This is a genomic window from Rahnella sp. CG8 (assembly GCF_023701875.1).
Lineage (GTDB): Bacteria > Pseudomonadota > Gammaproteobacteria > Enterobacterales > Enterobacteriaceae > Rahnella > Rahnella aceris.
Genome location: NZ_JABAED010000004.1, coordinates 17,233 through 43,560, shown reverse-complemented (window position 1 = coordinate 43,560; position 26,328 = coordinate 17,233). Strand labels below are relative to the sequence as shown.

The following is a 26,328-nucleotide window of genomic DNA, read 5'->3' as shown; positions in this document are numbered from 1 at the left end:
CCAGACGCGACTGTCACCAGAATAAGCTGTTATGCAATGTTACAGGGTGCGGCGATTTCTTAACGACGGCTGACGCTCAATTGGTTATCATGCCGCCCTGCATTCATTTATTCAGCGTACCACGAGTGCGCCGGGACAGGGATAACGCCATGTTATGGTTTAAAAATTTGTTAGTTTACCGTTTGAGCCGTGAAGTTTCGTTATCTGCTGACGAAATGGAAAAACAGCTCAGTGCTTTCACCTTTACCCCGTGCGGCAGCCAGGACATGTCGAAAACCGGCTGGGTCTCACCGATGGGTTCCCACGGCGGCGACGCGCTGACGCATGTCAACGGTGGTCAGATCCTGATCTGCGCCCGTAAAGAAGAAAAAATCCTGCCTTCTCCGGTGATTAAACAGGAGTTACAGGCCAAAATTGAGCAGCTCGAAGGTGAACAACACCGCAAGCTGAAAAAGACTGAAAAAGATTCCCTGAAAGATGAAGTGTTGCACAGCCTGATGCCGCGCGCCTTCAGCCGGTTCAGCCAGACATTCATGTGGATTGATACCGTTAACGGCCTGATCATGGTTGACGCCGCCAGCGCCAAGAAAGCCGAAGACATGCTGGCGCTGCTGCGTAAAAGCCTCGGTTCGCTGCCAGTGGTGCCACTGACCATGGAAAGCCCGATCGAACTGACGCTGACCGAATGGGTGCGTTCCGGCGATACCCCTGCCGGTTTTACGCTGCAGGACGAAGCCGAGCTGAAAGCGATTCTGGAGGAAGGCGGCGTGATCCGCTGTAAGAAACAGGTGCTGGTCAGCGATGAAATCGCCACGCATATCGAGAACGGCAAACTGGTGACTAAGCTGGCGGTTGACTGGCAGGAACGTATCGCCGTGGTGCTGGCGGACGACGGCAGCATTAAGCGCCTGAAATTCAGCGACGTCATTCGTGATCAAAACGAAGATATCGACCGCGAAGACTTCGCTGGGCGTTTCGATGCAGATTTCGTGCTGATGACCGGTGAACTGGCAGCGCTGATCCAGAACCTGATCGAGGCATTAGGCGGCGAAGCGCAACGCTAAGACCGGATGCAAAACGTAAAAAAGGCGCTCATGAGCGCCTTTTCTGTGCCTGAAGAACTTATTTAGTCAGATACTTACAGAGGTATGAGGTGGTTTCGCCGACCTGTAAGTTGAATTCACTTTTACCCGGAATGTAGAACGTCTCGCCTGGCTTAAATACCTGCCAGTCCGGCGATCCCGGGATCAACACTTTCAGTGAACCGCTGATCACCGTCATTTCTTCCGGCTTTGCGGTGCCGAAAGTATATTCACCGACGGCCATCACGCCAACACTGGCTGAACCCGTGCTTTCGCTGTCAAAACCAATCGACTTTACTTTCCCGTCAAAATACTCATTATTTTTCAACATAGATTGGCCCTTTGCGATAAATTTCAGAGCCTTCATATTAGGGGCAGAAAGCGCCTTCTGTCACTGATTATTACCGCTTTATCCGCACGAGACGACACCGCCCGCAAAGCGGTAGCGCTGATTTGATTTTACGGCCGCACAGTGCCATTGTGGGTAGCTGTTCGCCCCTCAGTCATACCTCAAACCACCAGTTCCGCCGCCAGTTTTGCCATCAGTACATTCGGTAACAGCACCGGAATATTCAGATATTTTTTCAGCACATCGAGGTGATGGCGGTTAAAGCCGATGCAATCAAGCACCACGACTTCCGCACCCTGTTCAGCCAGATGCATCGCCGCGTCCGTCAGCGCCTGATCGTCAGAAAGATAAGGGCTGGCAACAGCAAAACAGGGCGCTTTGGCTAATTTTCGCCATTTGTTCGCCTGCTCAACCACCTGTGATTCAACCGGCACCACAATCCCCGCACGGTGCTGACCGACTATTGAAGCGATCAACGGTGGAATAATGCGGTCAGGCTCCAGCAGCAGCGCATTGTTAGCATGCAGATGATGAAATTCGCCGGTGCAAAGCAGCAGAATGGTCAGGCAACCCAGGGCTTCCAGTACGTCGATTTTTTCCTGTAATCCGCTTTCCACGCGGTGCGCAGCCATCGTAACCTGCGAACCATCCAGCAGGCGGGTGACCAGTACAGCGTCGCCCTCAGCCGCCGCATAACGCTGCTCTATTTGCTCCCTGCTTAACCCGTCGAGTAAGCCCACATGGGTGACTGACCCGGCCGGCAGATGTTCCATCAGCAGCGGCATAATGTCGCTGCGTGGTGCCTGTCCGATTGTTAACGTCGCAAGGGATGTCATCATCGTGTTACTTCCGGTTTTGCAGGTGACGCAAGCTTCCGTACAGCGACAACAGGAGTTGATATTCATCGGCATCAAAGAACTGACAAGTGCCGCGGCCAAACTCTTTCGCCACTTCAACAGCAAATTTTGCCGCCAGTGCGATATCCACTTCATGACTTGCCCCGGTGCCACAGCCCGGCACAACAGATTCCGCCGTAATAGCCACACCGACCACCGGCACGGTCGTCGCCGTTGACGGTTGCAGAATACTGTTCAGATGATGCACACCGTTGCCGTAAGGCGTGATGTCCTGCGTGGTAATCGGAAAAGTGACCGCCGGTTTGCCGCTGGTCATTTCCATGATGCGCAGCAAATCTTCAGAAACACGCAGGATGTAACCCTCTTTCACCGTCGGTGAAATGGCGTAACCCTTGTGATTGATGATGCGGTTGCCTTTGGTGGTGTCGATAGACAGGATCGCGTCCACGCCGTCCACCACTTCGTTGTCGTTCATGGTCACGTCATCAATCGGCGAATCCATAAAATCGACCGGATCATGCGGACGGGTCGGTGCGTTCGGGCAAATGTGGGTAGTGATAATCACATCACCGTCGAGCACATCGCCCTTGCGCTGCATATCAGCCAGTTTAAGTGCGCTGGTGACAGCGGCAATCGCACCATCGCCATCAGAGACCAGACCGATACGCGTCGGACGCGCGCCAATCCCGCCCAGACGACCGATAATCCCAAGCGTGGGTGCCGTGCCGCCACTGCTTTTGCCCTGACTGCCCGGCACAGTGATACGCACAAAATCGGTGCCACCTTTCGGGCCGTCAGCGCGGTGTGTGCTGGCGGTAATACCCGGATAACGGGCGAACAAGTCCACAATGTCCTGACCGCTGACGTGGGCGCTGTCAATCAGTTCGAATACCGTTAATGTCTGTTGCAAACTCATCACTCAGTCCTCTTAAAACATCGCGACCGGCGTATTTCACGCAGTAGCCAAAACGGTCGCGGGTGCTGTTCATCGTGGAACAGTCAGGTGTTTAATGCTGGCTGAACATCAGCCCTGGTGTTGGTGCGGTACTCACTACTTTTTGGCACTGAAGATCGACGTGAAGAAACTGTAAAGCGCGTCACCGGCAATAAAACCTGCCGCCAGCACTTCCATTGGCGTACGCCCTTTTTCACCCCAGATCCGGATAATGATAATGCGCAGCACGATGCCGCAGACCACGGCCCATCCGGCCATCACGCTGTTGATCAGCAAACCGGTCGCCAGCAGTACGCCAAGCTGGCGTTTCGGTCCGCCAATCAGCTGAATCAATGCGCCCGGAATCGCCCAGATCAGCAGGCTGTGTGCAATGCCCGGCTGAGCACCGGCCTGAATGGTTTTGGCATAAACCCGCGCCACCGGCGGCACTAAATCCTGGGCGAAGTAACCGTAATGGGCGTACCACACCACCGGAATGGCGATGACAAATGCCAGCAATGCGGCGAATAACTGGATGCGCCGGCCGTAAAGTTCAGCCTGCAAATCTTTGCCATAACCGCGCAAAATAAATCCGGCTTTCAGATCAAAACCCATATCAGCAAATGCCGGACCGGTAGCGGCGGTAAAGCCCGTCAGGACGCATAACGCCAGCGGTGGGAAACCAATCAGAATACCGATAATTAAGGTAATCAGCGCCACGGCAAAGGCAGGGAACCAGCCGGAGTGCATCGCGGCAATCCCGACAATCAGCTCGTGAAAGAAGGCGGCAAAGGCGGCGTAAATCACGAACGCAATCAGCATGCTGACTGACATTTCACTGTACAGGCCGCCCGCCAGCGCCAACAGTGCCGCGATGGCGATATAACCGAATGCGCCCAGCCCGAGTGCTTTACGCACCTCTTTCGCCGGTTGGGTAAAGGTCGTTTTGGCGTCGGCATGTTTAGCACGCACCACCTGAATCACCTGCAGCAGCGACACCAGCCCCGCGCCGACCATCATGCCGTGAGGAATATACAGCGCGTTGAGGTCCAGCCCGGCGACCGGCTGCGCATAAGCGCGGATCAGCAAGCCAATACCAAACATGCTGAGCGCCCAGATATTGCCGATAAACGCCGTGCCGAAAGCCGCCATCGGGATTTTCAGCATCGCTCCAGCCACACCAACAACCACGCCCGCGACCAGCAGCCAGGCCTGACGCCCGCCGTTATCACCGGCTTTAATCGCTTCAGCCGCCGCAACACCGGGTGGCCACGCATTACTGGCCGGGAACACTTTGGTGTCGAACAGGCGATAAAGCAGGTAGGCATCGAGCAACATCGCTGCGGCCACACCGGTAAACATCGGCATGATCAGTTGCGGCTGGCCCATGACATAAGGAATAGCGATCGGCATCAGCAAACTGTTTGCCGCACCAAAGGTCGCAGATGAAATGACGGTTTGCGCCAGATTCTGCGTATGAACAGAACGGTAGCGGTAAAAAGCCTGCATCGGAATGCGTGCCAGTAACATGGCAAACAGCGCGCCTATAATCGAGGTATTCGGCGTAACGCCTAAAGTAGTAATCAGCTGGACACCGATGATTGCGCCTAAAACAGACAACAGAATCATCACGATGAGAGTGCCAATATCCTTTAGCGGATTCTCCTTATTATTCTTTGCAGGTTGATCTGACATAAGGCCCCTGGTGTTGAGCAAGTATTTCACATAGCAAATAATCCGGGTCCGTTATTCGTCATTATCCTGACGGCTGCTACATGGCCGTTTTAGATAAATGCCAATACTCATCACCCAATTTTTCGGCAATTTGCCGGGTTACGACAATCAGCCCTTCTTTTATTCCTTCCGGAATTTCTTTCCCCTGCGCCGGCGAAGGGAAAGATAAACATAATCCAACGGTTTCATTACGGTGCTTATTAAAAATACTGGTGGCTAAGGTACTTATTCCCAGCAACGTTTCGTTGTTGGCAAATGACACCCCCGTCAGGCGGACATCGGCCAGCCTGGCTAACAAAACCTCCTTGCTCTCAGGCGAATTAGCAGAATTCGCCTGATATTTTCCGCTAAACCGCGCCAGAACCTGATCATCGGTATAGCGCGAAAGGATCGCGCGCCCGATAGCCGTTTCGTGCGCGGGCAAAAGGCTTCCGGCCGGAGTAACCACTTGCAGATACGTTCTGCCGGGAAACATGCGCATCACCATAATGTCGCGCCCTTCCAGCATCGAGATATAACCCGTGCATTGCGTCAGCTGACTGAGTTGCGTCATATACGGCGACGCTAAATCCACCAGCGGGGCCGACAAATAATGGCTGGAGACGGCCAGTAATAATTTTCCGATGCGGTACAGACGGCTGTCCGGATCACGTTCCAGCAGCCCTTGCGTTTCCATCGTCATCAGCAGACGGGACACCGTACTTTTCGGTAATTTTAAATTTTCGACCACATCACTGAATGACAAACCGGGATGCCCCTGACTAATCCCCTGTTTTGAAAATAATTTCAGTACCGCAGCCGCATTTTCTAATGTGGTCATAAAGGAGTGAGTTCCGGTATATGGAACAAGGTTCCTGTTAAGTTAAATAAAAACTAAAGCTGATACGTGTCAGCGTCAAGTCGTTTATTTTTCACGCACAACACGTCAGGCAAATGAATATGCTTAAAGGAATTCTTAAATAGATGAAATTAAGAGTCAGGCAAGTTAAATGCCGAGTATTAATGAGGTGACGGACGTAAAACTCAGCAGATTATCGTGATTAAATATTGCGCAAAATATAAAGGGCGATGGAGGCTTCAATGAGGATGATGGTGATCGACAGGAGGGCAGGCATCACCTTGGCATGCTGATTAAAAAACGACATCAGGGACTTCATCATGGGTTCCATTGTTAGAGGTTAAAGTAATCACCTGAGTTATTATGTTACGCCCACATATACATCAGTACAATACTTAAGCATACGTGATCCCCCTCACATGACATGGCCCGTTTTGTTTACACCGGTTCCTGATTCAAGCTTGAGTCACAACGTGCTGACATAAAAAAACGAGCCACCCGGGCTCGTTTTGTCAGGAGATGAGCGGAATTCAGCGCGCCATCGGCAACGCCAGTGCATCCAAAATCAGATTCACGACAGTCTGCGGCTCCTGAGTTCCGTCGACCACATGATGGGCGGACTCCTGATAAAGCGCTTCGCGCTCATTCAGGACTTCTGTCATTTCTTCAGCGATCGGCTTGCCCGTCAGCGTCGGGCGCTGATCTTCCAGTGGTGCATCTTCCAGACGGTTTGCCAGGGTAGATGCAGGGGAACGCAGATAAATGACCGTACCATTTTCACCCATAAAATCGCGATTTTCCTGGGACAGCACCACGCCTCCCCCTGTGGCAACCACGGTCAGTGGCGAGGAAATGGCTTTTAGTGTCTCAGTTTCACGACGGCGGAAACCTTCCCAGCCTTCGCGCTCAACAATATCTGCCACGCTGAGACCAGAAGCGCACAGTAACGCCAGATCGGTATCGACAAATTTGTAGCCCAGAGCTTTCGCCAGAGCGCTGCCAACCGTCGTTTTACCTGCACCGCGTGCGCCGACCATGAAAATGGTTTGTGTCATTACCGCTATCCTTTATTCCCCGGGAGCCGTTAGCCCGCCTGATGAAAATCCATCATCAATATGAAGTGTGAGTGTCAGAAGTGGGTCATTGCACTGCCCTGCCGATGTACTCGCCAGATAGTACAACAAAAAAGCCTCACTGGCAGATTTTTGTCACCTGCCGGTGAAGCTTCTGTAGCGTTTTATTTACGCCGTTCAGGGCATCATACTGAAAAATCCTTGCTACGCAATGGCCTGCAATAAGCTTTGCGAGCTCTATCCCCTAAGTGGCTGTATCAGCGAGGTTTACAGATGTACACGAGTGCGGGCGGAAAATTCTTCACTACCCGGATTTTTTTCCAGGTGAAGTAACGTGATAACAATTTCTCTGACAGCTGGCTGTACTGGAATAAAACCAGCACGCCGTCTTTATCTTTCAGCTGTTGCCGTGTGGTCTGCAGAATCCTGATGCTGGTACGCAAAGGCATCGACAGCAGCGGCAGACAGGAAAACACGGCGTCATACTGCGTGCTCATATGCTCGGCAGAATGCGCCATCACCTGCAAACGACTATCTTTCATCTGATTAAGCTTACGCACAAACGCGGGCTGTATTTCAAAAGCCTCAAGCCTGGCATCTGCCCGCATACGGCTCAGGATGCGGCGGGTCAGAACACCGTCGGCCGCGCCCAGCTCGGCGATAGCCAGCGATGTTGTCCAGTCAATCTGGCTGAGCATCGCATGGCACAACCACGGTGACGAGGGCATCAGCGTCCCCATCGTGCGTGGTGAACTAATAAAATTCTGCAAATAAAAAAACTGATTCTGAATCGAAATCCCGGTGTTCTTAATCGTCATTCTTGCGGCATTTAACATTCAAACGTCCTCCTGGGGATATAGACCCTTATATCACCTTTAAATTCTTAAGAAATGATTAATAAGGGAATAAATCGCCTGAAAGGTTCATATAAAATAAATTACATGGGATGATTCTCAAAATAAATGTGATAAGAAGCGTGATACAGGGAATAGAAAAGGCCAATGTCAGGTGACATTGGCCTTCTCTACTTCATATAACGTCATTGAAACTAATAAGAATCAGACGAATTAAACGACTCGTTTAAAACACCAGATTTTTATTTATACAATTCAACGCTTGCCCGGGTCAGACTTGAATCCCCCGGTGTGTCTGCACCGATCACACGGTAGTGATTTGCACCTTTATCTGAAGCAATCTGGTTCAGCTGGTCATGCAAGCTGCCCGGAACCGTATTCGGCGCGCTCACAGACACAGTGCCCAATGACTGGTAATTACCACTTTGCGCCTGCATTTCTGTAATAGGCGTTGCAGCCAGGGCTGAGAATGAAGCAACAGTAATAGCAACAGCTGTAATTGCAGGTAACAGTTTCATATTACGCACCTTTCTTTCGTTAGTTTCGTTAATTAATGGGGCGGAAGCAATCCGTTGAATTAATTATCGGCGAATCAATGAAAGCGGACGTAATCGAATGTAAAGAAATTCAACCATTGTGGTAAAAATAAGGAGACAACGAAAGTAATCTTTTCAGTCACTCTAACTGCCGGAGAAATAGAGATATTTAATGGAGAAAGTATGGAGAGTTTTCAAAGTTATTTATAACCCGCACAACTTTTGCACAAATCGACGCCGGCATGCAATCACTGTTATGATTATTTTGTATGAATTTTCTGTTGCTGTGATCGCCTGCACTGTCAGGGCTACAGAGTTCGGTTTCCCGCGCGCGCGGAGAACCTTTGCATAATCATAATGATGAAAGGGAGTATTTATGGCGGGTGGTAGTCTTCTGGCCTTAATCGATGATATCGCATCGATTCTTGATGATGTGGCGGCAATGAGTAAAGTCGCTGCAAAAAAAACAGCCAGCGTGCTGGGTGATGATCTGGCGCTGAATGCACAACAGGTCACGGGAGTGAAAGCCGATCGCGAATTGCCGATCGTCTGGGCCGTTGCCAAAGGCTCGATGATCAACAAAGCCATTCTGGTTCCGCTGGCCTTACTGATCAGTGCGTTTATTCCCTGGGCCATCACCCCGTTGCTGATGATTGGCGGTGCCTATCTGTGCTACGAGGGTTTCGAAAAAATCGCCCATAAACTGATGCCGGGCGGGCATCATGAAGAAGAAAAACCGGCAGCCGCCGAAATAAAAAATGAAACAGAGGCTAAAACGCACGAAAAAGATAAGGTCAAAGGCGCGGTGCGCACCGACTTTATTCTTTCGGCTGAAATCATCGTAATCTCGCTGGGTATTGTTTCATCGGCGCCGTTCCTTAATCAGGTTACCGTGATGGTGCTGATTGCGGTGGCAATGACTATCGGGGTTTACGGGCTGGTCGGTGCGATAGTCAAAATTGACGACGCAGGTTTGTACCTGAGCAAGCTTGCCGGTGAAAGCAGCATCATGAAAGGTGTACGCGCCTTTGGCCGCGGCATCGTGAATCTCGCACCCTGGCTGATGAAAATGCTTTCTGTCGTCGGCACCATCGCCATGTTCCTGGTCGGCGGCAGTATCATCAGCCACGGTCTGCCATTTATGCACAGCCTGATTGAGCCTCTGACGCACGGGCACGAAAGCTGGGTGAATACACTGATTACCGGTGCCACTGATTTAGTGGTGGGTCTGATTGTCGGTGCCGCCGTGCTGGCGCTGGTGATGACTGGACAGAAGGTGTTCGGTAAAAAATCATAATGCAGAAACATTGCGCCCTTCCTTATGCCGGAGGGCGCAATTCACCGCTATTCCCTTCAGTTCTTCGACGCCACCAGCATCATGATATCGCTGGTGAATGTGCCGTCAGGCTGGATCTCAAAATGTTTTACCACGTCGTCAGACATCTTTTTTTGCAGCTCGCGGATAGCGACGGCGAAATGTTCAGGCGTGCGCATGCGGGCGATCCAACTGGTGAACTCCAGCGGCAAACGATCTGTCGTCACTTCACGCGCAACCAGCCCGGCTTCAGCCACCATGTTCAGCCATTCGCCTGGTGAATAGTTGCAAACATGCGAGGTGTCGCGCAGCACTTCCACGGTTTGCAGATAAATATTCAGCAACGGATGCCCCGGCGACACCACATCCATCATGATAAATTTCCCGCCCGGCTTCAGCACACGCGCCACTTCACGCAGCGCCTGCCCGACATCATGCCAGTGGTGCGCAGAATAGCGGCTGATAATCACATCCGCGCTGCGGTCGTCGAACGGCAGCGATTCCGCCACGCCCTGTTGCACGGTGATATTCGTCAGTTGCTTATCCCGCGCAGCCTGCGCAACCACGTCCAGCATCTGTGATGACAAATCGTAAGCAATCACATTTTTAACCACACCTGCTGCGACAAAGCTGGCGTGCCCTGCCCCACAACCCAGATCAATGACCCGCGCCTCGTTATAGGGTGCCAGCAACCCCGCCAGACGGTGTAAATCAGCGCCCTGCGAGTGAACCGCACTGGTCAGATAATCCTGAGCCTGTGAACCAAACTGCTTATCTACGGCCTGACTGTGAGTATTTTTTGTGTTCATCATTGCTCCTGTCTGTCTTGTTTTTGTAATAAGAATGCGGGTTTCAAATGACCTCAAAATCACTATAGGCATTGTTCTATACGGGTACAATATGAGCGTTTATACTGGTATCAATTACACCCTGTTTAAGTGAATATTATGATTGATAACGCAGAGTCGCTCAGCGGACCGAAAGCGCTGGGCATGTTTTTACGGACTCACCGCGAACGCGTGACGCCGGAAATGGTCGGGCTTCCCGGTTCACCGCGCCGCAGAACCAGCGGTTTGCGCCGCGAAGAACTGGCACAAATCAGCGGGATCAGCGCAACGTGGTATACGTGGATTGAACAGGGGCGCGATGTGTCCATTTCCGCTGCGACCCTTGACAGCCTGGCCAAAGCGCTGCGCATGGAACCTGCGGCACGAGAGTATTTATTCAGTCTGGCGTCGGTGAAAGATCCGCAGGTATTACCCTCTTCCGGCGCACCGGACGCCAGCCTGAAAGAGTGTGTCAGTCAGTTCGCCTGCCCCGGTTATCTGCTCGACAGTAGCTGGAATGTACTGGCGTGGAATCCGCAAGCGGAGGCGTTGTTCAGTGGCTGGCTGGGGGTTGATGAACACCCTAATTTGCTGGATTTTATGTTCCTGCATCCGCTGGCACGCCAGTTGGTCACAAACTGGCCGGAACGCGCCAAACGTGTAGTGGCGGAGTTTCGTGCCGAGACCAGCCATTACGCCCATTCTGAAACAGTCCGTCAGTCGGTAATCAGCCTGCGCGATCGCAGTCACGAGTTCAATCAGTGGTGGTCGCAGCAGGAAGTGCTGGCGCGTGAAGGCGGTGAACGCCGTTTTCATCATCCGCTTCAGGGCGAAATCTGTTACCGGCAACAGACATTTTTCCCTGCCGGATATGCAGAATGTAAGCTGGTGATTCTGGTGCCGGAAGCGTAAAAAACGAGGGTGGCCAGCTTGCTGTTTTTTCTCGTTTAACTGGCGTTTTCACCAATTGACATACAGATGCCGGATATGTGAGGCTGATTTTTTTGGTTTCCTAAAATAATTGGTTTCCTCCATGACAGGATAATGCCCATGATGACTCGCCAGATCTATCAGGATGAAGAATTCGAAATTCGTGTAGCGACCGAACTTGAGGCCGTCACGCATTTAGCGGCGGTTAAAGCCTCCGTGAAGGAAATTGGCGCATGGGAATCCTGGTGTACGGATAAATATTCGCTTGAAGACAGCCGGAAATATCTGGCCGACAGCGAGCAGAAACGCCATCGCGGCGCAGAATTCAATTTCTGTGTATTTGAGCGTTCAGGCGGTAATCTGATTGGCAGTGTGGGCATCAACCGCATCACGCCGGAGTATAAATTCGCCAATCTCGGTTACTGGATCCGCACCGGTTATACCGGCCGCGGACTGGCGACGCTGGCAGCCAGAACGGCGGCGCGCTTTGCGTTTACCGAGCTGGAGCTGACCCGTCTGGAAATCGTGGTAATGGAGGGCAATGACCACAGCCGACGGGTGGCGGAAAAAACGGGTGCGATATCAGAAGGTCTGCACCGCAACCGGCTTTATTATCACGGCCAGCCGCGTGACGCCTGGATGTATTCCCTGATCCCGGGCGATCTCTGAGACTGGTTTCACAAAAAAGATAAGGCAACAGAACATGACTTTTTCTACCCATACCGTATCTACCGACTGGCTGGCGAAGAATCTGAACTCACCGGACGTGGTCATTATCGATTGTCGTAAATCCAAACCGGGCATTACACCGCCCATAGATTTCCACGCAAAATATCTCGAAACGCATATTCCCAATGCGATTTATGTGGAAGTCGACAGCATCTCTGATTGCACGACCGGCCTGCCACACATGATGCCGACAGCGGAAGAATTCGCTGCGTCGATGAGCCGTTTAGGCGTGGCCGATACGCAAACCATCGTCCTTTATGACGAAGGCGATTTATTCTCCGCGCCACGCGTGTGGTGGATGCTGACCAGTTTCGGAGCCAAAAGCGTACGCGTGCTGGATGGCGGTCTGAACGCATGGATTGCCGAAGGTAAGCCGACGCAAAGTGGCGAGCACACCCGCGTGCCCACGACGTTCAACGCCAGACTGGTGCGTCCGGTGGTCGTGAGCGCAGAACAGGTCAAAGACGCCATCGGTAACGTGCAGATTATCGACGCCCGTTCACTGGCGCGTTTCAAAGCCGAGGCACCGGAACCACGTCCCGGGCTGCACGGCGGTCATATTCCCGGCAGCCTGAGTGTTCCCTTTACCGAATTGACGCAGGACGGGCACCTGAAATCGCCGCAGGATCTGAAGGCAACGTTTGAGCGTCTGGGTGTGGATCTGAATAAACCGGTGATCACCAGTTGCGGATCCGGCGTGACGGCCGCCGCACTGGCATTTGGGCTGGATTCTCTGGGTGTTAAAGACGTGCTGCTGTATGACGGTTCGTGGGCTGAATGGGGCGATATTAACGAAGATTTTCCGATCGAAACGCACTGATCCCATGATGCAGAAAAACGACAACCGGGCACCGTGCCCGGTTTTTTTATGTCGTTTTTTGCAATGCAGGCATCAGCTCACTGACGCCAAACGCCTGAGCTAATGCTTTCATCTGGCTGATGACGCGGTAAGCCTGCCGCGGCACTTCGGTAAATCCTTCAATAAGTAAGGGATGACTGATCGGTTCATCCACGATGTCATGTAACGCCTGCCGCAAAATTGCCAGATCCTCCGCAGAGGTCTCCGGAGAAGTAATCAACGGTAAACCCGGTACAGCAGCCGTTTGTCCGATCACCGCCAGCCCGCTGAGGGAGCGGGGTTCGCTACGGCGCAGGAGTTCCAGCGTCACGCAGTCAATTGCCGCGAGGTCGGCGAGATTCTGCTGAACGTAATGAAGCGATTCGCGGTGGCTGCCGGTCGCCGTCGCCCGCGAGAAGAATGTCCCGTCTTTGGCCAGCGGTGCGACCAGTGCACGCAGGCTGTTATAACCTGACTGGGAGTCGGTGCTGTTAAACGCCAGCCGCCGGTGACGGAAACCGGCCAGATGCAATCCGGCATCCTCCTCACGCGCCAGCAAAAAACTACGGTAACGGAAACCATCGCAACCGGGGGCGTGATAACTGAATGTGCCTACCAGCTGAACCTGCGGCAAGCTTTCCATCAGCGGGAAACCGCAGGTCTGGCTGAGCAGTAAATCCGGCGCCTGCCAGTGTGAGAATAAATCCTGCGGCCAGTTAAGCCTGTCCGGCGTGGAGGCGAGGCCAAGTTGCCTGAGTTTTTGGCGTAACACTCCGGCGAACGCTTCCACATCAGCGGGAGAAACCGCGTACATCGGCAAAGACATCAGCATCATCTGGCCACTCCGTCAGGGGGTATCCTGCTGATAATCATAGTCGCCTGGCACGGATTGCGCCGGAGATTTCCCGGCGGCAAAAGGATGAGCTTCGACGTCAACGGGTGTCTGCGTGTGGTCACGGAACCACTGGCGATAGCCGTGCACCACAAAACCCCCGCTGCGCTGAATATAGGCTTCGCGGTCAGAGACATAGATCTGGCGCAGCGCATACCATGGCACGCCGGGTAAATCGTGATGCACCAGATGATAATTCAGATTCAGAAACAGTAAACGCCACAAAAAACCGGCTTCATTCAGCGTTGATCTGGCCTGCGGCGCATGCTCTGCGCGATGCTCAAAGAAAGAACGAACTTTGGTCAGACTGAGTGCCGGATAACTTACTGCGAAAATAAAATACAGCGGCGACAGCCCGCGTTGCGCCATCCCGCTGAACACAACCACCAGCAATGCGCCATGTATCAGCCACATCCCCACTGTGCGCCACTCACCGCGTAACACGGCTATCAGCGCGCCGGTCAGCGTACTGACGATATCCAGTAACGGGCCAATGAGCATTCTTCCCGGCAAGGTATTGCGCAGACGGACAACGGCCTTCATGGCGGGCGACAGACTTTCCCAACTGGCGCGGCTGAAATAATAGGCTTCAGGATCATCGCCGGGCAGCGTCAGATGTTCATTGCGGTGATGTTGCAGATGCGTGTCGCGATACAGGCCATAGGGATACCAGACCGCCAGCGGCAGCGTGCCAATCAGCTGATTCAGCCAGGGTTTGCGGGTCGGATGCCCGTGGATGAGTTCATGTTGCAGCGACATATACCAGGTCGTGAACCAGATAAGCACAGGCGTTGCGAGCCATGGCCCGAGATTATTCCAGAAATACACTGCCGCAAACCAGCCGCTGTAAACCGAGACAATCAGTAGCCAGGTGGGGATTTCCCGCCGCCACCAGAAATGGTGCGAACGGAGGGTGATTTTGGCCCGCTGACGGGCGCTGAGGTAAAACGAAGAGGACGCCATAATGTGCCAGAGTCAGGGAACCTGACACATTATCGGGTAACGAATGGATGCCGCTAACTAACTTAAATCACTATCTATTGCCAGCTAGCGGCTAACAGACTCAGCCCTTCATATCTTTTTGCAGTGCCTGAGTAAATTGTTCCATCGGGCAGAAGCCCTGTTTGTCGGCGGTACATCCTTCAATGTGCAGCGTCACACGTTCCGGCGGATTTTTCAGACTCAGCGCCACATTGTTGCGGATCTGACGGGCGGTCGGATAAACGTATTCAATTTTCATCAGATCCTTATCCGCTTTCTTGTCATGCCAGCGCTGGAAGACCACCGTGCCGCTGATAGGCGTCCGCTCGTACTGCCCCGGCAACTGATAATCCTGCGTTTTCAGTGCGGCCAGCAAGGAAGCGATATTCGAATCGTGCCCGACCAGCACCGCCAGTTTTGCCTGTTGCGCGGCTTTCTGATCGGCGGTTGACGCCAGTTTCGGGTCCAGCGCACCGGCAATAAAGGTCAGCAATGGTTTAGCCGCGTTGGCAGCAATCGCCGGCGAGCCGAAAAGTGTTTCGTGATACAGATTTTTGATGGTTTCCAGCTTTGTCCATTGGTCTGGCGTATCAATTTTACCCCAGGCAACATCTTTCATCGGGAAACCTTCGTAGTACTGCAACATGAACGCATCGGTCGCCCCGGTGGCCATACGCAGCGGCCCGGTAATGCCCGGTTCTTTGCCCTGTGTCAGCACCACGTCTGACGGCTGCGAAGCCAGATCGCACTGCTGTTTCTCTTTACAGATTTTACTGTTTTTATAATCGAGGATGCTTTCCAGCAACTGATAGTTCGGCTTGAGACGCTGATTCAATCCCGTCAGACCGCCCTCACCCGCGTGCTGATTAATGGAATTCAGGGCGCTGGTTTTGAAGGTATCGTTCACTTCTGCGGTAATAATCGGGTTAAACACCGGATCCATCTTGCCGATTTCTACGCGGTTAAGCACCGCGACATCGCAGCCGGGAAAAGCGCCGGTGGTGAAGTGTTTCGCGGTATCAATGGTGCGCGGCAAACTGTTGGCGTAGGTAAAGACCTGCGCATTTTCAGGGCATCCGGCGGCAGGCAGCAGTTTGTCTTTCGCCAGCCAGGCACGGAAATAATGCCCCATATGTTCGGAAACCTGACCGCCTTTCGGTGTCAGCAAACCGCCTTCGGTTTTCCATACCGGCCAGGTGTGTGTTGTCGATTCGGCCAGCACATCGCCATAATTGACCAACGGGGCGCGGATACCGTGCCGGCTAAGCACCAGAACCTGTTGCAGTTCTAAATTATCGGACTGGGCGGCCTGAGCGACGGGCAACGTGAGAGGTAAAACGCAGGCAAGTGCAGACAATGCAAAATAACGGGATGCTTTTTTCACGAGTGATCCTCTTGATGAAGTGTTTTGTAGATTCCCTGAAAACAAAAAACACCGCAGAAGCCAACAGATTGATTCCTGCGGTGAATTTTTAGCATAGTGGAATATTCATCAGAAGTGGGGGATCAGGTTCACAACCTGTGGCCGGGCTTTGTACAGTCACAAAAAACGCATCAGAACTGATAACGCAGCCACGCAAAGAACACATTGCCGTTATTGTAGGTTCCCGGAATATACGTCGCCTGGAAGGTCAGTTTGTTATAGCCGACAGAAGCCAGCGGTAAAACAATCGGGATAGGAATATATTCATAATCGTCACGCGCCGTCACCGCCGCGGTATACCCCAGCCCTAAGCGAAAGTTTTTATCTTCTGCTGGCGTCCATATTTTTTCCCAGCCGTAACCGCCGATGGGTTCCCATTTATTGTGGGAATCTTTAAACGCCATAAAATAAATGCCATTCCAGTTACCCTTTTCATCATATCTGGAAATACCATAGCCTCCCCCCCACGGACGTTCGTTGTATTTATCGGTTTTCTCTTTATCGTAGGTCAGACGGTTATGCCAGGTGATTACCGGCAGATACAAATCCTGTGCATCAGAATCATTCCAGGTCGTTGATACTTTATCGGTGAAGTCTGACCACACGTTCGCAGCCAGCGATTTGTACTGAATGGTATCGGGATCGCTGACGGGATTAGTACCACTATTATTAGCTGATGCTGACGCACTCACACTGATGGCGCCAAAAAAAATGATTTCCCTGATAACGTTTCTAATATTAACGATGTGCATTTATTGTTTTAACTCCATGTTGAAGCTCTATCATAACTCCATCATGAATGAAGAATATAAACACGGATAAAACAAAAATACTGTAAATCGTTAATCATCTGAATTTTAAGAAAATGGTTTTCCAATTATCAGATTTTTCCTGAAACCAATACAACATTTCTTACACTCACAAACATTACTTTAAAGACTATTCCTATTAAATTTGCAAACGCAGCCAGCCAAAAAGTACATTCCCCTTAGAATTTGTACCGGGAATATAGGTAGCCTGGAAAGTCAGTCTCGAGTACCCGACAGACACCAGCGGCAGGACTAACGGGAAGGGGACGTAATCATAATTATCCCGCGCCGAAACAGCGGTTATATACCCTGCCCCCAGACGAAATTCTTTATCATCCAGTGGCTGCCATATTTTTTCATAAGCGTAACCGGCCACAGGCTCCCATTTATTAAAGGAGTCTTTAAAGGCCATTGCATAAATCCCGTGCCAGTTTCCTTTTTCATCATAACGTGAAATACCATAACCGCCGCCCCACGGATGTTCATTATACCCATCAATTTGTTTTTGACTGTGTGTATGCCGGTTATGACGCGTTAATACAGGCAGAAAGAGATCCTGCTGCTGAGGTGCCATCCATGTTTCAGCAACATTATTTTTATAGGAATCCCATAAGCCTTTATCATTTTCTTGCGAGGAAACATTCTGCTGCTGAGAATTAATAACATTATCTTGCGCCTTAACATTAATTGAAAGCAATAATGAAAAGGTTAAAAATGCAAAAGCGAATGCTGCGCGATAATTCACGGAATATAAATTTTTCATTGGCGTTAAAGCCCTGTTGAGTTGACCGGGGCAGTATATAACGACAAACACATATAAATAGTTAATCATTAATTAAGCAATGATAAACCACATGAATATAATAAAGTTATTTCATTATAAAACAATGCATTAGAAATTTATGGTCGCGTGTAAACTGAAATTTTCTTTTACACAGAGCCGCTTTGGCTGAAGTTTACTTCTTTGCCGGATACCCGGATACAAAAAATCCGCAGGCTTTCGCACTGCGGATTTTTATTACTGAGGCTTATTAAGCATCAACCAAGCTGTTTACGCGCATTACGGAACATGCGCATCCACGGGCTGTCTTCGCCCCACTCTTCCGGATGCCAGGAGTTGCTGACCGTGCGGAAAACACGCTCCGGGTGCGGCATCATTACAGTGACGCGGCCTGACAGGTTAGTGACCGCGGTTATCCCGTTCGGGGAGCCGTTAGGGTTCGCCGGATAGTTTTCGGTCGCATGACCGTTATTATCCACAAAGCGCAGCGCCACCAGATTGCTGTGCTCGATTTGCGCCAAATGCGCGGCGTCACGGACTTCCACGTGTCCTTCGCCGTGGGAAACCGCGATTGGCATACGTGAACCGGCCATGCCCTGCATAAACATCGACGGGCTGGCCGTCACTTCCACCAGGCTGAAACGCGCTTCGAAGCGGTCAGACAGGTTACGCACGAAGCGTGGCCAATGCTCTGCGCCCGGGATCAGCTCTTTGAGGTTAGACATCATCTGACAACCGTTACACACGCCCAGGGCCAGCGTCTGCGGACGGTGGAAGAATTCTTCAAACTCTTCGCGCACGCGGTCGTTGAACAGGACGGATTTCGCCCAGCCTTCACCCGCACCCAGCACGTCACCGTAAGAGAATCCACCGCACGCTACCAGCGTGTGGAAATCCTGTAAATCACGGCGACCGGCCAGCAGGTCGCTCATGTGCACGTCAACCGCATCGAAACCGGCACGGTGGAAAGCAGCAGCCATTTCAACGTGTGAGTTCACACCCTGCTCACGCAGAACGGCGACTTTCGGACGTGCACCTTTGGCGATGTATGGCGCGGCTACGTCTTCATCCGGAGCGAAAGTCAGTTTGACGTTCAGACCCGGATCGAGATCGTTGGTTTTCGCCTGATGTTCCTGATCGGCACATTCAGGGTTATCGCGCAGGCGCTGCATCTGCCAGGTGGTTTCTGCCCACCAGGTGCGCAGCGTGGTACGGCTTTCGCTGTACACCGGCTTACTGCCGGAAGTGATGATGAAGCGATCGCCGGTTTCCACGGTACCGAGGTAATGTGTGCAATCCGCCAGACCAAAATCAGCCAGGGTTTTTTCCACCGCTTCACGGTCTGATGCACAAACCTGGATCACGGCGCCCAGTTCTTCGTTGAACAATGCAGCCAGCACATCGTTGCCCAGCGCAGCAATATCTGCAGTCAGGCCGCAATGTCCGGCAAAGGCCATTTCAGCCAGCGTCACCACCAAACCACCGTCGGAACGGTCATGGTAGGCCAGCAATTTCTGTTCAGACACCAGCGCCTGCATGGCGTTGAAGAAACCACCCAGTTGCTCTGCGCTGCGAACGTCAGCAGGCGTGTTACCGAGCTGACGGTAAACCTGTGCCAGCGCTGTCGCGCCCAGTGCGTTATGACCTGCCCCCAGATCCACCAACAGCAATGCGGTGTCACCCTGGTCGGTGCGCAGTTGCGGCGTCACGGTATGGCGGACGTCTTCGACACGGGCAAACGCGGTGATTACCAGCGACAGCGGAGACGTCATCTCGCGTTGTTCGTTACCTTCCTGCCAGCGGGTTTTCATCGACATGGAGTCTTTGCCCACCGGAATAGTAATACCCAGCGCCGGACACAGTTCTTCGCCCACCGCTTTTACAGCCGCGTATAAACCGGCATCTTCGCCCGGGTGACCGGCCGCAGACATCCAGTTAGCAGAAAGCTTAACGCGTTTCAGGCTGCCGATTTCCACCGCAGCAATATTCGTGAGCGCTTCACCAACGGCCATGCGACCAGAGGCAGCGAAGTCCAGCAAGGCAACCGGAGCGCGTTCGCCCAGTGACATCGCTTCGCCGTGGTAGCTGTCGAGGCTGGCGGTGGTGACTGCGCAGTCGGCTACCGGGATCTGCCACGGGCCGACCATCTGGTCGCGCGCGACCATGCCGGTGACGGTGCGGTCGCCGATGGTGATCAGGAAGGTTTTCTCAGCAACAGCTGGCAAATGCAGAACGCGATTTACCGCTTCCGCAATCTGGATGTTTTCCGCATTTAGATCGTCACCTTTCGCTTTCAATGTGGTGACGTCGCGGGTCATTTTTGGCGTTTTACCCAGCAGGACATCCAGCGGCATATCAATTGGCTGGTTGTCGAAATGGCTGTCTTTCAGAGAAAGATGCATTTCTTCGGTGGCTTCACCGATGACCGCGTAAGGTGCTCGTTCACGCTGGCAAATCGCATCGAACTGTTCAAGCTGCGCCGGAGACACCGCCAGCACATAACGTTCCTGTGATTCGTTACACCAGACCTCCAGCGGGCTCATGCCCGGTTCGTCGTTCAGGATGTCACGAAGCTGGAAACGCCCGCCACGGTTGCCATCGCTGACCAGTTCCGGCATGGCGTTGGATAAACCGCCGGCACCGACATCATGGATAAATAAAATCGGGTTGGCTTCGCCCAGTTGCCAGCAGCGGTCGATCACTTCCTGACAACGGCGTTCCATTTCCGGGTTGTCGCGCTGTACGGAAGCAAAATCCAGATCGGCATCAGACTGACCGGAAGCCATAGAAGACGCCGCGCCGCCACCCAGACCGATATTCATCGCCGGGCCGCCAAGTACAATCAGTTTCGCGCCAACCGTGATTTCACCTTTCTGCACGTGATCGGCACGGATGTTGCCGATACCGCCCGCCAGCATGATCGGTTTGTGATAACCGCGCAGTTCAGGGCCGTTGTGACTATTGACGTTTTCTTCGTAAGTACGGAAGTAGCCCAGCAACGCCGGACGACCGAATTCGTTGTTAAATGCTGCGCCGCCCAGCGGGCCATCGGTCATGATATCCAGCGCGGTAACGATACGATCCGGCTTACCAAAATCTTCTTCCCACGGCTGTTCAAAACCAGGAATACGCAGGTTTGACACGGAGAAACCGACCAGACCGGCTTTCGGTTTCGCGCCGCGACCGGTTGCACCTTCGTCACGGATTTCACCGCCGGAACCTGTGGCCGCACCTGGCCACGGAGAGATCGCCGTCGGGTGGTTATGGGTTTCGACCTTCATCAGGATATGCGCCTGCTCCTGATGGAAATCGTACAGACCGTCTTTCGCATCGGCGTAGAAGCGACCGACCTGCGAACCTTCCATCACGGCGGCGTTATCTTTATACGCGGACAGCACGTGATCGGGAGTGTGTTCGAACGTGTTCTTGATCATCTTAAACAGGGATTTCGGCTGCGTTTCGCCGTCGATAATCCAGTCTGCGTTGAAGATTTTATGACGGCAGTGTTCCGAGTTGGCCTGTGCGAACATATAGAGTTCGATGTCAGTCGGGTTGCGCCCCAACGACGTAAAGGCTTCCATCAGGTAATCAATTTCGTCCTGCGCCAGCGCCAGACCTAATTTGATGTTGGCGGCTTCCAGTGCGCCACGGCCAACGCCCAGGATATCCACATGCTGCACCGGCGCAGGCTGATGCTGCGAGAACAGCGCGCTGGCATCTTCAGGCTGAGTGAAGACGGTTTCCATCATGCGGTCATGCAGCAACGCGCCCAGTTCGTTCCACTGTGCTTCCGTCAGTTGCGGTGCCTGTACATAAAAGGCCAGACCGCGCTCAAGACGCAGAACCTGCGACAAACCGCAGTTGTGCGCGATGTCGGTGGCTTTGGAAGACCAGGGAGAAATGGTGCCGGGGCGCGGAGTGACCAGCAGTAAACGACCAGAAGGAGCGTGTTCAGCGAGAGAAGGACCGTATTTCAGGAGGCGTTGTAACTTGGTTTGTTCGTCCGAATTCAGCGGCGCGCTGACATCGGCAAAGTGTACATATTCGGCGTAGATATCGCTGACCGGAAGGCGGGCTTCCTGACAACGTGACAATAATTTGTTAATGCGAAAAGCCGACAAAGCGGGCGAACCACGCAGTATTTCCATAATCACAGATCTCTCGTCTTCGAAGACACTGACCACAGTGCTTCATTGGGCGCAACAGGGGGAAAACGCGGGCTATTATAAAGAAAGCCGGCGTCCGACGAAACCGTTTGCGTAGTGAAACTTGATATTCATTTATAGGCCCACATATCTTACGGGTATCATGAATAAAGTTGCAGACTGCCGTTTTGTTGAGCAAAATGCGTCAGCACTGGGGATATAACCATACAAACTGCACAGCATAGCGTAAAAAAACAAGAGCGCCGCAGCGAGATAACTATTTGACGCGACTAAAAATTAATTATGTTCTGATGGGGATCGCCGCCCTGTTGCTGGCACTGGCCTTATGGCCAGCCATCCCGTGGCACAGAGGTGAAGGCGACCTGCTGGATCAAATAAAATCCCGTGGAGAATTGCGCGTCAGCACGCTCAATTCTCCACTGACTTTTATGGACTCCCCGGAAGGCAATCTCGGCTTCGATTACGAACTGGCTAAACGCTTCGCAGATTATCTGGGCGTGCAGCTGGTCGTCACGCAGCACACCACGGTTGACGCCATGTTTGACAGTCTCGATCACAATAAAGCCGATTTACTGGCGTCGGGTCTGGTCTACAACAATGAGCGGCTGAAAAACTACCGTGCCGGGCCTGAATATTATTCCATCTCTCAGCAACTGGTTTACCGGCAGGGTGCCCCGCGTCCGAAGAGTTTCGCGGATGTGAAAGGCTCGCTGATGGTCTCTGCGGGTACGGCACACATCCCGACACTGGAAGCGGCCAAAAGCAAATACCCGGATCTGACCTGGACGACCACCGACAAAATGTCACCGCGTGACCTGCTGCAACAGGTGGAAACCGGCAAGCTGGATTACACACTGGGTGACTCGGTGACCATCGCGCTGATGCAGCGCGTTTATCCGCGTCTGGCTGTCGCTTTTGATGCGACGGAAGACGAGCCGGTCACCTGGTATTACCGCAAGGTGCCGGATGACGACAGCCTGTCTGCCGCCATGCTCGACTTCTTCAGCCAGATTTCAGAAGACGGTACGCTGGAAAAACTCGAGGAGAAATACCTCGGTCACGTCGGTGATTTTGATTACGTCGATACGCGGACATTCCTCAAAGCCATCGACAGTACGCTGCCGGACCTGCAACCGCTGTTTGAGAAGTATGCGCAGGACATCGACTGGCGTCTGCTGGCGGCCATCGCCTATCAGGAATCTCACTGGGATCCGCAGGCCAAATCGCCGACCGGCGTGCGCGGGATCATGATGCTGACCCGGGCAACGGCGGGAGGGCTTGATGTGGATGACCGCACCGATGCCGAGCAGAGTATCCGCGGGGGCGCACAATATCTGTCGCATCTGATGGCGAAAATGCCGGAGACGATTCCGCAGGATGAACGGATCTGGTTTGCGCTGGCGGCCTATAACATGGGGTACGGACATATGCTCGATGCCCGTAAACTGACGGCACAGCAAAAAGCCAATCCGGACAGCTGGGCCGATGTGAAACAGCGCCTGCCGATGCTGAACCAGAAACGCTTCTTCAGCCGCACGACGTACGGGTATGCGCGCGGTACACAGGCATATAACTATGTGGAGAATATCCGTCGTTATCAACTGAGTCTGGTGGGATATCTGATGGAAAAGGAAAAACAGCAGGCACAGAAAGCGGCCTTGCAGGCTCAGTTAGGTCAGGGATATCCGGTGGTGAATGCGCAGGAAGCGCTGGCACCGTAAGACTGGCAGGCCTGTTTCTCAGGCCTGATCATCTGCCGCATCACCGGCCTGCGCGGCACGCTCTGCCAGTCGCAGCGCTTTTTTCTGGCTGCGGCGAAAACGAAAAAATGCACTCAGTTGTTCCGAACACGCTTCTGCCAGCACACCCGCCGTAATCTCCACCTGATGATTCATGCCCGGATGGCGCAATACATCGAGCAAAGAGCCCGCTGCGCCGGTTTTGGCATCAGCGGCACCATACACCACGCGACGGATCCGGCTGTGGATCATCGCCCCCGCGCACATAACACAAGGTTCCAGGGTAACGTACAATGTGGCATTGAGCAGACGATAATTTTGCACGGCGTTGCCGCCCTGACGTAATGCCATGATTTCGGCATGCGCTGTCGGATCATGATGGCCGATAGACCGGTTCCAGCCTTCACCAATCACCTGATTGTCTAAAACCAGTACCGCCCCCACAGGCACTTCACCCTCATCCTGCGCTTTCAGCGCCAGATTCATAGCATGTCGCATCCAGTGTTCATCATCATTTATTACTGCCAACTCTGCGTCTGCCACTTCAACCTCAATCATTTTTTACCGGCAGACATTTTATCTGAATTTTGCGCTGGCGGTTATTCCAGTTGCTGTAACTCGCCCTGTTTACTGACGCGAAAACGATGCTCACAAAAGAACAACAACGGATTGTCCTGTTTGCTGTCGCTGTATCCGCTGTAAAGTTTAAGCGGTGAGCCAATGCGGCTTTCGAGTTGCACGACTTTCTCTTCACCCAGACAACGCAAGGGCAGCACCCATCCGCCTTTGCCACGGGCGATCCGGCTGCCGACCAGACGAACCTGCGGCAAAAACAGGGACGTATTATAGACCTGCTGCACCAGATTTTCCGGCGACCCGGTGATCAGCCAGACTTCGGTATCCTCGCTGTCGAGATATTCACGCAGCCTGCGCTGCACCACCGGAAACTCCACCACTTTCTCGCGAAACGCAGCGACAAATTGCAGCTCCAGTGCTTTCAGACGCGCTTCACCGTGGCCGAAAGTAATCGACCACAGCAACAGGCTCATGGGCCAGCGCGCGGCGCGCCCGTGAATAAACAGTCCGATTCCCACCAGCGGCAGAACCGGCACGACTAAAATCAGATTCTGCGGCATCCGCCTGAGCAAAAACCGCAGAAAGCTACCGAACATATCCTGCTGGTGCAGGGTGCCATCAAGATCAAAAAAGACCACCCGCCGATCAGGCTTCGTACTCAATCCGCTACTCCTCGGGATCGTTGAACCCCATCAACCAGGTAAAAATAAAACCAGCCAATACCGTAATGACTAAACCCGTCAGATACAACATCACTTTGCCGGAAATAATGGTCAGCGCCAGTGGCAGCCCGGAAATACCAAACGTGATAACTGTCGCGACTTTCCAGTAACAGATTAGCGCACCACCGACGGCTCCGCCCAGACACGCACCAATAAAAGGGCGGCCGAGCGGCAGCGTAACACCGAATATCAGCGGTTCACCGATGCCGAGAATGCCCACCGGTAGCGCCCCTTTAATCACTTTTTTCAGCCGCGGGTTTCGGGTTTTAATATACACTGCGATTGCCGCTCCCACCTGCCCCACACCGGCCATGGCTAAAATCGGCAGCAGCGGATTAGAACCATGTGCCTGGATCAGCTCAACGTGGATCGGCACCAGCCCCTGATGCAGACCGGATAACACCAGCGGCAGAAATGTCCCTGCCAGCACCGCGCCCACCAGTAATCCGCCTTTATCAATAGCGATATTAACGCCATGTGCGATGCCGTCAGAGATATAGCCACCGATCGGCTGAAGGATGACAATCGCCAGTGTCGCAGTGATAAGTGTAGTAATCAGTGGATTGAGGATCAGTTCGACCGACTCCGGCAGCCACTGACGCAACCTTTTCTCCAGCCAGCACATCAGCGCAACGACCAGCAATACTGCGATCACACCGCCGCGACCGGGCTGTCAAGCTTCACCAAACAGGGTAATTTGCGCCAGTGCAGGGCTGGAGAGAATCCCCGCCATTACGCCGCCCATGGCCTGAGAACCGCCGAAAACGCGCGCCGCATTCACGCCAACTAAAATATTCATGATGGCAAACACAGCGCCACCAAAAATCGCCAGCAAGCCAAGCACATTAGGATAATCAAGGGCAATGGAACCGGCGATATCCGGCCGCTTGAGCAGATTGATAATGCCCATAATCAACCCCGAGGCGATAAATGCCGGGATCAGCGGGATAAATACATCAGCCAGTTTGCGCAGCGCCCCACTCATCGGCGCAGAGTATTTTGTTTTGGCGCTGGCTTTATTGCGGGCAATCTCGCTTTCATCACCTGGCGAACTCACCGTCCCGGCAGGATTAAGCAACAGACGCATCGCATCCACCACTTTTGCCGCCGCGCCAGGGCCGACAATGAACTGATGCTGGTCACCCTGCTTCAGGTAACCTTTGATACCTTCAAGCGTTTTCAGGCTGGTCAGATCCAGCCGATTATCGTCGTGCACTTCCACACGCACGCGGGTCATGCAGTTTTCCAGTTTGCTGATATTCCGTTCGCCGCCGACACCCTGCAGAATCTGGGAAGCCAGCCGCTGCGTTTTATCCATTGCCATCGCCATGCTCAACTCCTTG

Annotated in this window: 23 protein-coding genes and 1 pseudogene; 6 read left to right on the top strand and 18 right to left on the bottom strand. The window is 53.0% G+C overall.

Annotated elements, in window-relative coordinates; genetic code table 11:
• Nucleotides 1-149: 149 nt before the first annotated feature.
• Nucleotides 150-1,064: a recombination-associated protein RdgC gene (gene rdgC, locus HGO41_RS05120; protein WP_112151734.1), complete on the top strand. Its 915-nt coding sequence runs from the start codon at nucleotides 150-152 to the stop codon at nucleotides 1,062-1,064.
• 58 nt (nucleotides 1,065-1,122) lie between these two features.
• On the opposite strand, the gene ppnP is transcribed toward rdgC, so the two are convergent.
• From ppnP to HGO41_RS05080, 8 genes are all read right to left on the bottom strand, one after another.
• Nucleotides 1,123-1,413: a pyrimidine/purine nucleoside phosphorylase gene (gene ppnP / locus HGO41_RS05115; RefSeq protein ID WP_013576688.1), complete on the bottom strand. Its 291-nt coding sequence runs from the start codon at nucleotides 1,411-1,413 to the stop codon at nucleotides 1,123-1,125.
• Nucleotides 1,414-1,592: 179 nt separating this feature from the next.
• On the bottom strand, nucleotides 1,593-2,270 hold the full coding sequence (locus HGO41_RS05110) for an AroM family protein (protein WP_013576689.1): 678 nt from the start codon (nucleotides 2,268-2,270) through the stop codon (nucleotides 1,593-1,595).
• Nucleotides 2,271-2,274: 4 nt separating this feature from the next.
• Entirely contained in the window at nucleotides 2,275-3,204 is a 930-nt protein-coding gene (locus tag HGO41_RS05105) for a DUF1177 domain-containing protein (RefSeq protein WP_112151735.1), read from the bottom strand.
• A 135-nt stretch (nucleotides 3,205-3,339) separates the two neighbouring features.
• Nucleotides 3,340-4,917: an OPT/YSL family transporter gene (locus tag HGO41_RS05100; protein WP_037036782.1), complete on the bottom strand. Its 1,578-nt coding sequence runs from the start codon at nucleotides 4,915-4,917 to the stop codon at nucleotides 3,340-3,342.
• Between the two features lie 76 nt (nucleotides 4,918-4,993).
• Entirely contained in the window at nucleotides 4,994-5,776 is a 783-nt protein-coding gene (locus HGO41_RS05095; protein ID WP_013576692.1) for an IclR family transcriptional regulator, read from the bottom strand.
• Between the two features lie 548 nt (nucleotides 5,777-6,324).
• Entirely contained in the window at nucleotides 6,325-6,849 is a 525-nt protein-coding gene (gene aroL / locus HGO41_RS05090; protein WP_013576694.1) for a shikimate kinase AroL, read from the bottom strand.
• Between the two features lie 275 nt (nucleotides 6,850-7,124).
• Complete coding sequence (locus tag HGO41_RS05085) at nucleotides 7,125-7,703, bottom strand: class I SAM-dependent methyltransferase (RefSeq protein ID WP_013576695.1); 579 nt, start codon at nucleotides 7,701-7,703, stop codon at nucleotides 7,125-7,127.
• A gap of 260 nt (nucleotides 7,704-7,963) precedes the next feature.
• Nucleotides 7,964-8,239 (bottom strand): YdgH/BhsA/McbA family protein, encoded by a 276-nt coding sequence (locus tag HGO41_RS05080; RefSeq protein ID WP_013576696.1) that lies wholly within the window; start codon nucleotides 8,237-8,239, stop codon nucleotides 7,964-7,966.
• A 394-nt stretch (nucleotides 8,240-8,633) separates the two neighbouring features.
• On the opposite strand from HGO41_RS05080, the gene HGO41_RS05075 reads away from it, so the two are divergent.
• Complete coding sequence (locus HGO41_RS05075; protein WP_013576697.1) at nucleotides 8,634-9,554, top strand: DUF808 domain-containing protein; 921 nt, start codon at nucleotides 8,634-8,636, stop codon at nucleotides 9,552-9,554.
• A 56-nt stretch (nucleotides 9,555-9,610) separates the two neighbouring features.
• Here HGO41_RS05075 and HGO41_RS05070 read toward each other — a convergent pair whose 3' ends face one another.
• Nucleotides 9,611-10,381 carry a class I SAM-dependent methyltransferase gene (locus HGO41_RS05070; protein ID WP_013576698.1) on the bottom strand — a complete coding sequence of 257 codons (771 nt, stop codon included), beginning with the start codon at nucleotides 10,379-10,381 and terminating at the stop codon, nucleotides 9,611-9,613.
• A gap of 138 nt (nucleotides 10,382-10,519) precedes the next feature.
• Here HGO41_RS05070 and HGO41_RS05065 point away from each other — a divergent pair, with 138 nt between their 5' ends.
• The 3 genes from HGO41_RS05065 to sseA all read left to right on the top strand — a co-directional run bounded on the left by HGO41_RS05065 (nucleotide 10,520) and on the right by sseA (nucleotide 12,878).
• Nucleotides 10,520-11,311 (top strand): helix-turn-helix transcriptional regulator, encoded by a 792-nt coding sequence (locus tag HGO41_RS05065; protein ID WP_126125085.1) that lies wholly within the window; start codon nucleotides 10,520-10,522, stop codon nucleotides 11,309-11,311.
• Between the two features lie 138 nt (nucleotides 11,312-11,449).
• Nucleotides 11,450-11,998 (top strand): GNAT family N-acetyltransferase, encoded by a 549-nt coding sequence (locus tag HGO41_RS05060; RefSeq protein ID WP_013576700.1) that lies wholly within the window; start codon nucleotides 11,450-11,452, stop codon nucleotides 11,996-11,998.
• Nucleotides 11,999-12,032: 34 nt separating this feature from the next.
• Nucleotides 12,033-12,878 carry a 3-mercaptopyruvate sulfurtransferase gene (gene sseA, locus HGO41_RS05055; RefSeq protein ID WP_153374556.1) on the top strand — a complete coding sequence of 282 codons (846 nt, stop codon included), beginning with the start codon at nucleotides 12,033-12,035 and terminating at the stop codon, nucleotides 12,876-12,878.
• A gap of 46 nt (nucleotides 12,879-12,924) precedes the next feature.
• Here sseA and HGO41_RS05050 read toward each other — a convergent pair whose 3' ends face one another.
• The 6 genes from HGO41_RS05050 to purL all read right to left on the bottom strand — a co-directional run bounded on the left by HGO41_RS05050 (nucleotide 12,925) and on the right by purL (nucleotide 21,933).
• A complete protein-coding gene (locus tag HGO41_RS05050; RefSeq protein WP_013576702.1) occupies nucleotides 12,925-13,731 on the bottom strand; it encodes a phosphate/phosphite/phosphonate ABC transporter substrate-binding protein in 807 nt (268 codons plus the stop codon).
• 12 nt (nucleotides 13,732-13,743) lie between these two features.
• Entirely contained in the window at nucleotides 13,744-14,751 is a 1,008-nt protein-coding gene (locus HGO41_RS05045) for a fatty acid desaturase (protein WP_223510301.1), read from the bottom strand.
• Between the two features lie 100 nt (nucleotides 14,752-14,851).
• Nucleotides 14,852-16,153, bottom strand: a complete 1,302-nt coding sequence (gene agp / locus HGO41_RS05040; RefSeq protein WP_015690317.1) for a bifunctional glucose-1-phosphatase/inositol phosphatase — start codon at nucleotides 16,151-16,153, stop codon at nucleotides 14,852-14,854.
• A 170-nt stretch (nucleotides 16,154-16,323) separates the two neighbouring features.
• The gene (gene pagP, locus HGO41_RS05035) at nucleotides 16,324-16,944 is read right to left on the bottom strand and encodes a lipid IV(A) palmitoyltransferase PagP (protein WP_013576705.1); all 621 of its coding nucleotides are present in this window, start codon (nucleotides 16,942-16,944) and stop codon (nucleotides 16,324-16,326) included.
• Nucleotides 16,945-17,140: 196 nt separating this feature from the next.
• Nucleotides 17,141-17,764 carry a lipid IV(A) palmitoyltransferase PagP gene (pagP, locus tag HGO41_RS05030; RefSeq protein ID WP_037036764.1) on the bottom strand — a complete coding sequence of 208 codons (624 nt, stop codon included), beginning with the start codon at nucleotides 17,762-17,764 and terminating at the stop codon, nucleotides 17,141-17,143.
• 275 nt (nucleotides 17,765-18,039) lie between these two features.
• Complete coding sequence (gene purL / locus HGO41_RS05025) at nucleotides 18,040-21,933, bottom strand: phosphoribosylformylglycinamidine synthase (protein WP_250980860.1); 3,894 nt, start codon at nucleotides 21,931-21,933, stop codon at nucleotides 18,040-18,042.
• Between the two features lie 275 nt (nucleotides 21,934-22,208).
• Here purL and mltF point away from each other — a divergent pair, with 275 nt between their 5' ends.
• Nucleotides 22,209-23,669: a membrane-bound lytic murein transglycosylase MltF gene (gene mltF, locus HGO41_RS05020; protein ID WP_250980837.1), complete on the top strand. Its 1,461-nt coding sequence runs from the start codon at nucleotides 22,209-22,211 to the stop codon at nucleotides 23,667-23,669.
• Nucleotides 23,670-23,687: 18 nt separating this feature from the next.
• Here the strand turns inward: mltF and tadA are convergent, their stop codons facing one another.
• The 3 genes and pseudogenes from tadA to HGO41_RS05005 form a co-directional block, all read right to left on the bottom strand.
• Nucleotides 23,688-24,245, bottom strand: coding sequence for a tRNA adenosine(34) deaminase TadA (gene tadA, locus HGO41_RS05015; RefSeq protein ID WP_112197066.1), 558 nt, complete (start codon nucleotides 24,243-24,245; stop codon nucleotides 23,688-23,690).
• A 41-nt stretch (nucleotides 24,246-24,286) separates the two neighbouring features.
• Nucleotides 24,287-24,925, bottom strand: coding sequence for a phosphatidylglycerophosphatase C (gene yfhb, locus HGO41_RS05010; protein WP_013576710.1), 639 nt, complete (start codon nucleotides 24,923-24,925; stop codon nucleotides 24,287-24,289).
• Between the two features lie 4 nt (nucleotides 24,926-24,929).
• Nucleotides 24,930-26,303: pseudogene (locus HGO41_RS05005) on the bottom strand (PTS transporter subunit EIIC).
• Nucleotides 26,304-26,328: the final 25 nt, after the last annotated feature.